12 protein-coding genes are annotated in these 11,966 nt (G+C 65.1%); 5 read left to right on the forward strand and 7 right to left on the reverse strand.

The annotated features are described in order from the left end of the window. Nucleotides 1-78: 78 nt before the first annotated feature. Nucleotides 79-2,352 (reverse strand): PAS domain S-box protein, encoded by a 2,274-nt coding sequence (locus CK489_RS30105; RefSeq protein ID WP_158226522.1) that lies wholly within the window; start codon nucleotides 2,350-2,352, stop codon nucleotides 79-81. A 444-nt stretch (nucleotides 2,353-2,796) separates the two neighbouring features. Continuing rightward, nucleotides 2,797-3,567: a gamma-glutamyl-gamma-aminobutyrate hydrolase family protein gene (locus tag CK489_RS30110; RefSeq protein WP_050627340.1), complete on the reverse strand. Its 771-nt coding sequence runs from the start codon at nucleotides 3,565-3,567 to the stop codon at nucleotides 2,797-2,799. A 291-nt stretch (nucleotides 3,568-3,858) separates the two neighbouring features. Here CK489_RS30110 and CK489_RS30115 point away from each other — a divergent pair, with 291 nt between their 5' ends. Beyond that, nucleotides 3,859-5,004, forward strand: a complete 1,146-nt coding sequence (locus CK489_RS30115; protein ID WP_095734909.1) for an AI-2E family transporter — start codon at nucleotides 3,859-3,861, stop codon at nucleotides 5,002-5,004. 132 nt (nucleotides 5,005-5,136) lie between these two features. Here the strand turns inward: CK489_RS30115 and CK489_RS30120 are convergent, their stop codons facing one another. The 5 genes from CK489_RS30120 to CK489_RS30140 form a co-directional block, all read right to left on the reverse strand. Continuing rightward, on the reverse strand, nucleotides 5,137-5,373 hold the full coding sequence (locus CK489_RS30120) for a hypothetical protein (protein ID WP_050627342.1): 237 nt from the start codon (nucleotides 5,371-5,373) through the stop codon (nucleotides 5,137-5,139). Between the two features lie 44 nt (nucleotides 5,374-5,417). After that, entirely contained in the window at nucleotides 5,418-6,635 is a 1,218-nt protein-coding gene (locus CK489_RS30125) for a GGDEF domain-containing protein (RefSeq protein WP_050627343.1), read from the reverse strand. A gap of 247 nt (nucleotides 6,636-6,882) precedes the next feature. Continuing rightward, nucleotides 6,883-7,359: a 30S ribosomal protein S9 gene (gene rpsI / locus CK489_RS30130; RefSeq protein ID WP_028333930.1), complete on the reverse strand. Its 477-nt coding sequence runs from the start codon at nucleotides 7,357-7,359 to the stop codon at nucleotides 6,883-6,885. Beyond that, entirely contained in the window at nucleotides 7,359-7,823 is a 465-nt protein-coding gene (gene rplM, locus CK489_RS30135; RefSeq protein ID WP_021079117.1) for a 50S ribosomal protein L13, read from the reverse strand. The genes rpsI and rplM overlap by 1 nt, the downstream gene beginning before the upstream one ends. Before the next feature lie 152 nt (nucleotides 7,824-7,975). After that, entirely contained in the window at nucleotides 7,976-8,404 is a 429-nt protein-coding gene (locus tag CK489_RS30140) for a PaaI family thioesterase (RefSeq protein WP_050627344.1), read from the reverse strand. A gap of 70 nt (nucleotides 8,405-8,474) precedes the next feature. Here CK489_RS30140 and CK489_RS30145 point away from each other — a divergent pair, with 70 nt between their 5' ends. The 4 genes from CK489_RS30145 (at nucleotide 8,475) to CK489_RS30160 (ending at nucleotide 11,966) form a co-directional block, all read left to right on the forward strand. After that, the gene (locus CK489_RS30145) at nucleotides 8,475-9,302 is read left to right on the forward strand and encodes an enoyl-CoA hydratase (protein WP_095734910.1); all 828 of its coding nucleotides are present in this window, start codon (nucleotides 8,475-8,477) and stop codon (nucleotides 9,300-9,302) included. Between the two features lie 4 nt (nucleotides 9,303-9,306). Next, nucleotides 9,307-9,891, forward strand: a complete 585-nt coding sequence (locus CK489_RS30150) for a CoA-binding protein (RefSeq protein WP_050627346.1) — start codon at nucleotides 9,307-9,309, stop codon at nucleotides 9,889-9,891. Nucleotides 9,892-10,040: 149 nt separating this feature from the next. Further along, entirely contained in the window at nucleotides 10,041-11,321 is a 1,281-nt protein-coding gene (locus tag CK489_RS30155; RefSeq protein WP_063695442.1) for an O-acetylhomoserine aminocarboxypropyltransferase, read from the forward strand. 240 nt (nucleotides 11,322-11,561) lie between these two features. Further along, nucleotides 11,562-11,966, forward strand: a complete 405-nt coding sequence (locus tag CK489_RS30160) for a hypothetical protein (RefSeq protein WP_050627348.1) — start codon at nucleotides 11,562-11,564, stop codon at nucleotides 11,964-11,966.

An 11,966-nucleotide genomic window follows, 5' to 3' on the forward strand; every position in this document is an offset into this window, starting at 1 on the left:
CGCGGTGGTTGGGCAGCAGGTTGTGGATCCCGGTGCGCGATGTTCGCGCGGCCGCCGCGCTCGCAGCGCGTCCCCATCCTAGCTCTTTTCCGGCGGATTCTCGCGCAGGAAGCGTTCGAGATCGGGCTGCACCGAGTAAGGCTGCGGAACCGGATCGCCCTGGAAGTCGACCTGAAGATCAAGGCAGCGTCGCAGCACCCGCGCCAGTTCGCTGCGCCGATAGGGCTTGGTCAGCAGCGGAATGCCATGGCCGCCGCGCCCCTGTTGCGCCGGCAGGACGCCATCGCTGTAGCCCGAGGTGAATAGCACCCGCAGCGCCGGGCGACCGGCCATCAGGGTTTCCGCCAGTTGCCGGCCGTTCATACTGCCGGGCATCACGATGTCGGTGAACAGGAGATCGAACGCGGTGCCGCGGTTGACGATCTCGAGCGCGGCATCCGCGTTCGCCGCCGCCAGCACCTTGTAGCCGAGGCTCTCGAGCTGGCCGGTGACATAGTCGCGGATCGTGGGGTCGTCTTCCACGCACAGGATGGTCTCGTCGCCGCCCCTGACCGGCAGATCGTCCTCCTCGGTCGCGCGCTGCGCGCTGCGTTCCGCCTTGGGCAGATAGATCCGGAAGACGGTGCCGCGGCCCTGCTCGCTCGTGACCTCGATCCCGCCGCCGCTCTGCTTGACGAAGCCGAACACCATGCTCAGGCCAAGCCCGGTGCCCTGGCCGACCTCCTTTGTGGAGAAGAACGGATCGAAGATCTTCTCCAAATGCGACGGCGAAATCCCGGTGCCGGTGTCGGCGACCTCGATCACGAGGTGGTCGCCGGCGCGCTCGACACCGTGCGCCACGGCGTCGGGAATGCCGAGCTGGATGTTGCGGGTCGCAAACGTCAGCGTGCCGCCCTCAGGCATCGCATCGCGCGCGTTGATGGCGAGATTGACCAGCGCGGCGCCGAGCTGGCTGCGATCGACGAAGGCGAGCCAGGCGTTGCGGTTGAGCTCCGTCCTGATCTCGGTCTGCGACCCCAGCGTCTGCGACAACAGGCGGACTACTTCGCCGATCAGGTCGTTGACGTCGGTCTCGGCGGGCTGCAGCGGCTGCTTGCGCGCGAAGGCCAGCAGGCTCGAGGTGAGCTGCGCGCCGCGATCGGCGGCATCGCTGATCAGCTTGGCGATCGCGGCAAGCTGCGGGTTGTCCTTGACCCCATCGGCCAGGATCTCGACCGTGCCCGTGATCACCGTCAGCATGTTGTTGAAGTCGTGCGCGATGCCGCCGGTCAGCCGCCCGAGCGATTCCGTCTTCTGCGCCTGGATCAACTGCTCCTCGGCGATGCGGCGCTGGGTGACGTCCCTGACAAAGGAATTGATGATCCAGCCATCGCCGCGGCGCAGCGCATTGAGCGACACTTCGACATGGAAGCGGTGACCGTCGCGGTGCACGGACGCGGTCTCATAGCGCATGCCAATGCCGCCGCCCGCGGCCTCCTGCAGGAAGCGGGTGATGCGCTGCCGGTGCGCGACGCGAAGCTCCTCCGGAAACACCAGTTCGACGACGCGACAACCGACCGCCTCGGAGCGCGTCCAGCCGGTGAGCGCTTCGGCCTGCGGGCTCCAATCGAGGATGATGCCGTCCTGGTCGGTCTGCACGAAGGCGTCGAGCGCGGTCCTGACGATGGCCTGCGCCATCTGCTCGCTCTCCACCAGCGCCTGATGCGCCTGACGCTGCGCGGTGACATCGTGCAGCACGATGACGGCCCCGCGCAGGTTGCCGGCATCGTCGCGCAACGGCCTGGCGTTGACGACAAGATAGACGGCCGGTTCGGGCCGCAGGGGTTTGACGATCAGTTCGCAATCGTCGATGTCCTCGCCGCGCAGCGCGCGCGCCATCGGCGTGTCCGCGATCGGCATCTCGGTGGTGCCGTCGGCATAATAGTTCTGAAAAGTGCGAACGCCGGTCAGGGTGTCAAAACCGGGCTCGACACCGTACAGCCGCCGCGCCGCGGCGTTGACGATCACGATCATCGCGTGCTCATCGGCGACCACCACCGGATCGCGGATGCTCTCGACGGTCTTCTCCAGCAGGTGCTGCCGGCTGCCCAATTGCGCCGAGAGCTCGGCAAGTGTCGCGGCGAGCTGGGCGGCCTCGTCATTGCCGACTGCCCCGCTCGGGACCGGCTGGCCGCGCGACAGCGCGTCCGCCGCCCGCACCAACTGGGCGGGCGTCCTGGCCAGCGATCTCGCAATCAGCTCAGCAGTCATCAACACCACCGCAACCGCGCCACCGGCGAGCGCCATGCCCGGCCAGGTCACGCCATGGATGAAGCCCAGTGTGAGCAGGAGTGTGACGACGGGAAGCATCATCCCGACCGCCAGACGGCCCGACAAATTCATCCCGACCAACTCATCGTGAGCAGTTGCACCGGAAAATGGAAAAGAAAAACAGGAGCAGGAAAGGTATTGTCGGCGCCGGGGCAATATCGGGTGGCTTGCACCCACTTGCTTAGCCGAGTCCGACGCCGCAATCCGCCACTTTCGTGTCCGTATAAGTACGGAGACACGGTCATTCCCCGTCGCCGGTTGGTCCGGATCTGGCACCAGAACGCAAGGCGCGGACGGATGACGTCGCGAAGATGCGGATGCATGACCACTGACAGCGGCATAAACTCGGTGTCGTCCCTGCGAAGCCAGGGACCCATAACCACCGATGCTGCTTGTCGCACGATGGCGGAACGACGAGTCCCATTCACAACAACCGCCGCGGCCTATGGGTCCCTGCTTTCGCAGGGACAGTGGAGCTTGGGCCCCCTACGCCGCCCGCCGCCGCTCGCGTAGCGCGTCGCCGAAGGCCTCGAACAGCGCGCGATTGATCGGGTTGCGCTGCGGATCGTATTCGGCGTGCCACTGCACGCCGAGCGCAAAGCCCGTGGCATCCGCGATGCGGATCGCCTCGATGGTGCCGTCCTCGGCGATGCCTTCGATCACGACGCGCTTGCCGGGCTCGAGGATGCCCTGGCCGTGCAGCGAATTGACGCGAATGGTCTCGCGGCCGAGGATCTTTGCGAAGGCGCCACCCGGCGTCAGCGCAACGTCGTGACGGTCGGCGAACACCACAGTCGGATCAGGATGGATCTCGCCGTTCTCCAGCCGCGGCATCCGGTGGTTCATGCGGCCAGGAATCTCGCGGATCTCCGGATGCAGCGAGCCGCCGAACGCGACATTCATCTCCTGCAGGCCGCGGCAGATGCCGAAGATCGGCACGCCGCGCGCGACGCAGGCCTCCGACAGCGCCAGCGCGACATCGTCGCGGTGGATGTCATAGGGCTCGTGCGCGGCACAGGGCTCGGTGTTGAAACGGGTCGGATGGACATTGGCGCGGGCCCCGGTCAGCACGACGCCATCGACCACGTCGAGCAAGGCGCCGACCTCGGTGATTTCGGGGCTGCCAGCGAACATCAGCGGCACGGCACCCGAGACCTCGGCAACCGCGCGAAGGTTGCGCTCTCCGACCATCTGGACTGTGAAACGATTTTCAATGCGATGGGCGTTTCCGATCACGCCGACCACGGGCCGTCTCATTATTGAAGTCTCGCGCAATGATTCTTCTAGGTTTGCGACGTTGCGGAGACAATCATGCCTTCGAGTTCCCCAGGGATCAACCGCCTAGTTCTGCACAGGGGGGCTTGCAGTCCTGCACAGGCCAGGTCCGGCGATGCCCAAACGGCCGCCAGGAGCCGGAAACGCCCCAGCCGGCGGCCTCGCCGCCACAACCGACGGTCGGCGGCAAACCGGCACAGCGCTCGCAGCTTGATCCCGGCGGAGTTTTCGCCAAAGACTGCTCCGGACACCGTCGCGAAGGGGGAATCACCCGTGACAGACTCGGCTGACAATCGCCTGCAGGCGCGAAACGACATGGCGTGGGCGATCGCCGTCGGCGGTATCGGCATCGTGCTATTCGCGGCCCTCTTGCTGTTCGCCTGGCAGTTCGCCGCCACCCTGTTCCTGCTGTTCTCGGGCATGCTGCTCGGCGTCGGCCTGAACGCGATGACCACCCTGCTCGGCCGGCTGTTTCCGCTGCCGCATGCGCTGCGGCTTGCAATCGTCTGCCTGGCGCTGGCGGGACTGCTGTCCGGCATCGTGTTCCTCGGCGGCGCCACCATCGCGCAGCAGGCCACGGTGCTGAGCAACACGATCAAATCGCAGCTCGGCAGCGTCAAGGAGTTCCTCGAGCAGCACGGTGTCGACACCAGCTATCTTGATTTCGCCAATGCCGCCGGCGAGGCGAAGCCGGACGGCACCGCCGTGGCGACCACGACGACCACCACGCCGGCAACGTCGCAGTCCCATGGCATCCCCGGCGCCGGCGCGCTGGCCTCCAGCGGCGGCGCCATCATCAGCCAGACGTTGAAGGTGCTGCTCGGCACCGTCAGCGTCGTCGGCAACTTCTTCATCGTGCTGTTCCTCGGGCTCGCCTTCGCGGCCCAGCCGAGCATCTACCGCGCCGGGCTGCTGTTCATGGCGCCGGCAAAATACCGCGCGCAAGCGACCATCATCGTCGACCGTATCGGCGAGACGCTGGAGCGCTGGCTGATCGCGCAGATCATCACCATGACCGCGGTGTTCCTCGTCACCTGGATCGGGCTTGCCATCATCGGCATTCCGAGCTCGTTCATCCTCGGCATCCAGGCCGGCCTGCTCGCCTTCATCCCGACGGTCGGCGCGATCCTCGGCGGGCTGATCGTGGTGCTGGCGAGCCTCGCGACGGGGTGGATCGCGGCACTGTCGGCCTTCGTCCTGTTCCTCGGCGTTCACGCGCTGGAGAGCTACATCCTGACTCCGATCATCCAGCGCCAGGCGCTGGACATCCCGCCGGCAACGCTGTTCGCGTTCCAGATCCTGCTCGGCGTCGTATTCGGCATCTGGGGACTGGCGCTGGCGCTGCCGCTGATGGCGATCGCCAAGGTGATGATCGATCACTTCAAGGCGGAGGACGAGGCGCCGGCGAAAGCAGCCTGATCTCACTAAGGGTGACGATGATGGGCTGCGCGTTGCTTGATCCCCGTCATTGCGAGCGAAGAATCCAACGCGCGGCGTAGTCGGAAGCATGGATTGCTTCGTCGCCGTCGCTCCTCGCAATGACGGCAGGATTTAGGAGAACAGCAGCACCGTTCCCAGGACCATCAGCATCACGCCGAGCAGCATCGCGATCGGCCAGTGATGCTTCCGCTGCTCGTACCGCCCCTGCGCGCGCCGTTCGGCGATCAGCGCGGTCTCGTACTCTTCGGAATCCGAGAACAGGCAGGCGAACCCGCTGCGCGCCGAAACAGCGTCGGCTTCGAGCGACATCAGGGCAGACTGCGGATTGCGGGTGCGGATCGACTCCATGCCCGAAAGCATGGGATCGAATGGTTAACGAGTCGTTACCACGCTCACGCGCCGACGTTCGCCGGCTTTTGCCGCGCCGATGCCGGCAGGCCCGCGGTCTTGCGCCGCCAATTCTCCAGCGACAGCGGCAATTCCTCCGCCGCCTCGACGCGGTTGCGACCGCCGCGCTTGGCCTGGTAGAGCGCGGTGTCGGCCGCGGCCAGCAGCACCTCGAGCTCGGTCCCGGCGGGTCCGCCGGCGACGCCGATGCTGACCGTGGTCTCGACCGCGCCTTCCTCGCAACTGATGTTGCTGTTCTCGAACGCCTCGCGCACACGCTCGGCGACCAGCACGCCCTCCTCCAGCGAGCACGGCAGCAGCGCCGCGAACTCCTCGCCGCCGATCCGGCCCGACAGATCGCTGATCCTGAGACTGTTGACCACCACGGCGGAGAACAGCTTCAGGATCTCGTCACCCGCCGGATGGCCGAAGCGGTCGTTGATCGATTTGAAGTGATCGATGTCGAAGATCATCACCGTCACCGGCCGGCCGCCATCGGCTTCGCGCTCGATCACCCGGGTACAGGCTTCGGTGAATCCGCGGCGGTTGAGCATGCCGCTCAACGGATCGATCGAGGCAGCCGTCTTGTGCACGGCCACCGCGCGGTCCGACACCATCATGAAGATCACGAACACCGTGCCGATCGCGTACAGCACGAGTTCGATCGAGAACAGCGTGACCCAGAAGTTGCTGACGAAGTTCTGGCCGTTCAGCCGCAGCACGTCGCCGACCAGGATCGGCAGCATCAGGACGCAGCCATGGGCGACCGGGATCACGATCGCGATCCAGCGCCGCTGCATTGCACGGCGGCGCTCGCTCCAGAGTTCGGAGGCGGTCAACGCGGCGTAGATCGCCACGATTCCGGCGCCGATGGTCAGGCGCAGCGCCGGATCGGCGACCGTCGTCACCGCGCCGATCCATGCGATCGGGCCGAGCACGAGTCCCGGCAGGTTGGCCTTGCGGCCATGGAAGATGCGCGCAGCATTCCAGACCATGCCGCAGGCGCCGAAGCCGATCGCATTGAGGCCCAGCAGAACCATCGGATCAAGCGTCGTACTGCCGACCGTCCAGAGCGCGACCGAGGCCGCGCCGAGCAGATAAGCGGTGCCCCACCATTTCAGCGCGGCAATGTTCTCCTGCCTGCCGAACAACCAGAGCATGGCGCCGAGCATGCCCGCGACCATGGTGGCGAACAGATAAAGCGTCGATGGATCGAACGACATAAGTCACCCCAGCCCGGTGTGATGCAACGTCCGCAGGCGCAATTAATACGGTGATGCAGCGCCAGTGCGAGATCGCACGCTAGAAGGCCCGAGTTCCAATTTCGTTTGCACGCACACGCAAGTTTTCATGAAAAACTGCGCTAATTCACGTCGAAGCGCGCGCCGTTGGGCGCAGCAAAAAGGGCGCCTCGCGGCGCCCTCTGCAACTCGATGCACGCGGCAATTGCCGCGAATTTTACAACTCGAATTAGCGCTTCGAGAACTGGAAGGACTTGCGGGCCTTCGCCTTGCCGTACTTCTTGCGCTCGACCGAGCGGCTGTCGCGGGTCAGGAAGCCGCCCTTCTTGAGGACGCCGCGCAGCTCGGGCTCGAAGTTCGTCAGCGCCTTCGAGATGCCGTGGCGAACTGCACCGGCCTGGCCCGAGAGACCGCCGCCGGCGACGGTGCAGATCACGTCGTACTGGCCGTTGCGGGCGGCAGCGACCAGCGGCTGCTGGATCATCATGCGCAGCACCGGGCGGGCGAAGTAGACTTCGAACTCGCGGGTGTTGACCGAGATCTTGCCCGAGCCGGGCTTGACCCAGACGCGGGCGACCGCGTCCTTGCGCTTGCCGGTGGCGTAAGCGCGATTGTACTTGTCGACCTTCTTGACGTACTTCGGCGCGTCGGGAGCCGCCGGCTTGACCTGCGAGAGCTGGTCGAGGGACTGCAACGTATCGGACATTATGCGGCCCTCGTGTTCTTGCGGTTCAGGGAAGCGATATCGACCTTCTCGGGGCTCTGGGCCTCATGCGGATGCTCGGCACCCGGATAGACGCGCAGATTGCCCATCTGCATGCGGCCGAGCGGACCGCGCGGGATCATGCGCTCGATCGCCTTCTCGACGACGCGCTCAGGGAAACGACCCTCGAGGATCTGCTTCGCAGTGCGCTCCTTGATGCCACCGATGAAGCCGGTGTGCTTGTAGTAGGTCTTCTGGTCGCGCTTGCGGCCGGTCAGCACCACATGCGCGGCGTTGACGATGATGACGTTGTCGCCGCAATCGACATGCGGGGTGTAGGTGGGCAGGTGTTTGCCGCGCAGGCGCATCGCGACGAGGGTGGCGAGACGACCGACGACCAGACCCTTGGCGTCGATCACGACCCACTTCTTCGTCACTTCGGCGGGCTTAGCCGAGAACGTGCTCATGTGTGAAATCCGTGAAAAAGAAATCGGCGCCGTATGCGCCGAACTGGCGGCTTTCTAGAGAAGCCGCGAGCGCGCGTCAACGTCGCCGCACGAGAATTAGATCAGCAAAAACATCTACTTATAAATATGGTGCAATAATACCGCGAGAAAGACTATTGATTTGGAATGGAATAGGTTGCCGTGACATGGGCGATCGGATCCGGCGAGGTGCCGGACAGCAGGTTCACCTCCCCGACTGCCAGCCGCTTGCCGAGCTTGAGCAGCTTGGCGACCGCGAGCACGTCCTGGCTCGGCTGGCCCTTGCGCAGGAAGTTGATGTTGAGATTGGTGGTGACGGCCAGGCCGATCGGCCCGATCGCCGACAGCAGCACCACATACATGGCGAAATCCGCGAGCCCCATCAGGGTCGGTCCCGACACCGTACCGCCCGGGCGCAACATGCGCTCGCTGAAGCGCTGGCGCAGCAGGGCCGTCTCGCCATCGGCGCTTTCGATCCGGATGTCGTCGTGGGTGAACGCCTGCGGAAATTCCTCGCGCAGGAACTCTTCCAGCTCAGCCACGCTCATTTTCGCAATCGCCATGCGGTCCCTGCCCTCGCTTCAGCCTGCCTGTTACATTAAATTGTCACAGGCACGATAGAGGAATTTCGTCATGTCCGCCCAAGCCGCCCGCGCGGAAGCGCCGCAACATCAGCCGATCCTGCTGCGCGAGACCGTTGGCAGTATCGCGCTACTGACGCTCAATCGCCCGGCGGCGCGCAATAGCCTCTCCGAAGGCCTGATCGGCGAGCTGCACGCTGCGCTGAACGATATCGGCGGTGACAAGAGCATCCGTGCCGTCGTGCTCGCTGCCAACGGCCCGGCGTTCTGCGCCGGCCACGACCTCAAGGAGCTCACCGCGCGCCGTACCGACGCCGACCGCGGCCGCGGCTATTTCGCTGAGATCATGAACGCCTGCAGCGCGATGATGCAGGCGATCGTGCATTTGCCGAAGCCGGTGGTCGCATCCGTCCAGGGCATCGCCACTGCAGCCGGCTGCCAGCTCGTCGCAAGCTGCGACCTCGCCGTCGCCTCCGACGCGGCGGCGTTTGCGACGCCGGGCGTCGACATCGGGCTATTCTGCTCGACGCCGATGGTGGCGCTGTCGCGGAACGTGCCGCGCAAGCAGGCGATGGAGATGCTGCTGACCGGCGAGCCGGTCTCCGCAGCGACGGCGCAGAGCATCGGTCTTGTCAACCGCGTGGTGCCGGCAGGCACCGAACGCGACGCCGCGATCGCGCTGGCCGAGAAGGTCGCGCTGAAATCGGCCTACACCGTCAAGCTCGGCAAGGAGGCGTTCTATCGCCAGGCCGAGATGAACCTCAGCGACGCCTATCGCTTCGCGGCAGAGGTGATGACCGAAAACATGATGGCACGCGATGCAGAGGAAGGCATCGGCGCCTTCATCGAGAAGCGCGATCCGAAGTGGCAAGACAAGTAAGAAAATGAATCACGACGCGTACGACGACAACTACATCCGCAGCATCCTGAACAACGTCAAATCGATCGCGATGGTCGGCGCCTCGCCGGTCAACGTGCGGCCGAGCTATTTTGCCTTCAAATACCTGGCGCAGCGCGGCTACGACATGATCCCGGTCAATCCCGGCCACGTCGGCAAGGCGCTGATGGGTAAGCCGTTCGTCGCCTCGCTTGCGGACATCGATCGTCCGATCGACATGATCGACATCTTCCGCAATTCGAGCCACATCATGCCCGTCGTCGAGGAGGCGCTGAAATTATCACCGCTGCCGAAGGTGATCTGGATGCAGCTCGGCGCGCGCGACGATGCCGCGGCCGAGAAGGCGGAGTCCGCGGGCCTCAAGGTGGTGATGAACCGCTGCCCCAAGATCGAGTATGGCCGGCTGTCGTCGGAGATCTCCTGGATGGGCGTCAACTCGCGCACGCTGAGCTCCAAGCGCGCGCCGATCCCGACCCAGGGCATGCGGCTGTCGCTCAACCGCACCAGCTTCGGCGGCGGCCAGACTGCGGCATCCGACCGCGCCGCGAAGAACAAGACCGAGACGACCTGACGTTTCGGCGGAATAATCGTCGCGATCATCCGATCAAGCGCAGCATGCCCGTTTCAAACCACGGCGCGCGCGCCAACGCGGCTTGACGGCGGGCGCCGCCACCATCAGCATGCCGCGCATTTCGACCAGGCCACAACAGGACACAAAGAATGACCGATCGCCTCCCGGGATTTTCCACCCTCGCCGTGCACGCCGGCGCACAGCCTGATCCCACCACCGGCGCGCGGGCGACGCCGATCTACCAGACCACGTCATTCGTCTTCAACGACGCCGACCATGCGGCTTCGCTGTTCGGCTTGCAGGCGTTCGGCAACATCTATACCCGGATCGGCAACCCGACCAACGCCGTGCTCGAGGAGCGCGTCGCAGCGCTCGAGGGCGGCACCGCGGCGCTCGCGGTTGCCTCCGGCCACGCCGCGCAGCTCGTCGTGCTGCAACAGCTGTTGAAGCCCGGCGACGAGATCATCGCCGCGCGCAAGCTCTATGGCGGCTCGATCAACCAGTTCACCCACGCCTTCAAGGCATTCGGCTGGAACGTGGCCTGGGCCGATCCCGACGAGATCGAAAGCTTCGAACGCGCGGTGACACCGCACACCAAGGCGATCTTCATCGAGTCGATCGCCAACCCCGCCGGCAGCATCACCGACATCGAGGCGATCGCCGCCGTTGCGCGCAAGGCCGGCGTGCCGCTGATCGTCGACAACACGCTGGCCTCACCCTACCTGATCAAGCCGATCGACCACGGCGCCGACATCGTCGTGCACTCGCTAACCAAGTTCCTCGGTGGCCACGGCAACTCGCTCGGCGGCATCATCGTCGACGCCGGCACCTTCGACTGGTCGAAGGACAACAAATATCCGATGCTGAGCGAGCCGCGCCCGGAATATCACGGCATCCGGATCCAGGAGACCTTCGGCAATTTCGCCTTCGCGATCGCCTGCCGCGTGCTCGGCCTGCGCGACCTCGGCCCGGCGCTGTCGCCGTTCAACGCCTTCATGATCCTGACCGGCATCGAGACGCTTCCGCTGCGCATGCAGAAGCACTGCGACAACGCCAAGGCGGTGGCGGAATTCCTCTCCACCCACCCGGCCGTGTCCGCGGTCAACTACGCCGGCCTGCCCGGCGACAAATACAACGCCCTGCAGCGCAAATATGCGCCGAAGGGTGCCGGTGCGGTGTTCACCTTCAGCCTCAAGGGCGGCTATGACGCCGGCGTCAATCTGGTGTCGAACCTGAAGCTGTTCTCGCATCTTGCCAATGTCGGCGACACCCGCTCGCTCGTGATCCACCCGGCCTCCACCACCCACAGCCAGCTCGACGACGCCGCCAAGGTGAAGTCGGGCGCGGCGCCCGAGGTGGTGCGGCTCTCGATCGGCATCGAGGACAAGGAAGACCTGATCGCCGACCTCGACCAGGCGCTGCGCGCCTGACCCCATCTAAAGCGCGATGAGATCGCGCTTTAGATTCTTGTTTACGCATGATCTTTTCGGAAAACCGCTCCGCACTTTTCCGGATCATGCACATTGGTTCCGGAGCGGTGCGCCCGCATCGCTCCGGCAATTTCCCCAAACCACGGTCGCGTTAACGCTTAATTCCGACGAGTCTCTCGTTAACGTTCAATCCGGCTTAAAGTGGCAGTGATAGGCTCCGGATGATTCGGGAGACCATTGATGCTGCGCTGGATATTGCCGCTCGCGATTGCACTGTCTGCGATGTCGCCTGCTGACGCCGCCGACGGCCCCGTCCCCCCGAAGAGTGCCGCCGTGAAAGCTGCGCGCCAGCTGCCGGCGGGACTGCCGCGCCGGCACTACGCCTACCGCACCACCATCACAGGACCGACCTATGTGCGGCGGGGACGCCAGCTCGTGGTCGTCGAGCCCAAGGTGATCCCGCTCAATTCAGAGCCGTACATCGTGTTCCCGCCCGGCGAACCGCTGCTCCCTGGATCGGCGGCGCTGCCGGGCTATTACGGCGACCACCGCTCCTACAGCTATCTCGGCCCGTATTACGGCGGCGCCTATGTGACTTATTGGGACCGCCTGCCCTACGCCTGCGGCGTCTACGGCTACTGCTAG

Origin of the sequence: Bradyrhizobium sp. UFLA03-84 (genome assembly GCF_002289535.1) — a bacterium.
In the GTDB taxonomy this organism is placed as follows: Bacteria; Pseudomonadota; Alphaproteobacteria; order Rhizobiales; family Xanthobacteraceae; genus Bradyrhizobium; species Bradyrhizobium viridifuturi.

Bases quoted from the DNA above. Each gene is read 5' to 3' on its own strand.
- CK489_RS30105 (WP_158226522.1), bottom strand. From the start codon at position 2,352: ATGATGCTTCCCGTCGTCACACTCCTGCTCACACTGGGCTTCATCCAT.
- CK489_RS30110 (WP_050627340.1), bottom strand. From the start codon at position 3,567: ATGAGACGGCCCGTGGTCGGCGTGATCGGAAACGCCCATCGCATTGAA.
- CK489_RS30120 (WP_050627342.1), bottom strand. From the start codon at position 5,373: ATGGAGTCGATCCGCACCCGCAATCCGCAGTCTGCCCTGATGTCGCTC.
- CK489_RS30125 (WP_050627343.1), bottom strand. From the start codon at position 6,635: ATGTCGTTCGATCCATCGACGCTTTATCTGTTCGCCACCATGGTCGCG.
- rpsI (WP_028333930.1), bottom strand. From the start codon at position 7,359: ATGTCCGATACGTTGCAGTCCCTCGACCAGCTCTCGCAGGTCAAGCCG.
- rplM (WP_021079117.1), bottom strand. From the start codon at position 7,823: ATGAGCACGTTCTCGGCTAAGCCCGCCGAAGTGACGAAGAAGTGGGTC.
- CK489_RS30140 (WP_050627344.1), bottom strand. From the start codon at position 8,404: ATGGCGATTGCGAAAATGAGCGTGGCTGAGCTGGAAGAGTTCCTGCGC.
- CK489_RS30145 (WP_095734910.1), top strand. From the start codon at position 8,475: ATGTCCGCCCAAGCCGCCCGCGCGGAAGCGCCGCAACATCAGCCGATC.
- CK489_RS30150 (WP_050627346.1), top strand. From the start codon at position 9,307: ATGAATCACGACGCGTACGACGACAACTACATCCGCAGCATCCTGAAC.
- CK489_RS30155 (WP_063695442.1), top strand. From the start codon at position 10,041: ATGACCGATCGCCTCCCGGGATTTTCCACCCTCGCCGTGCACGCCGGC.
- CK489_RS30160 (WP_050627348.1), top strand. From the start codon at position 11,562: ATGCTGCGCTGGATATTGCCGCTCGCGATTGCACTGTCTGCGATGTCG.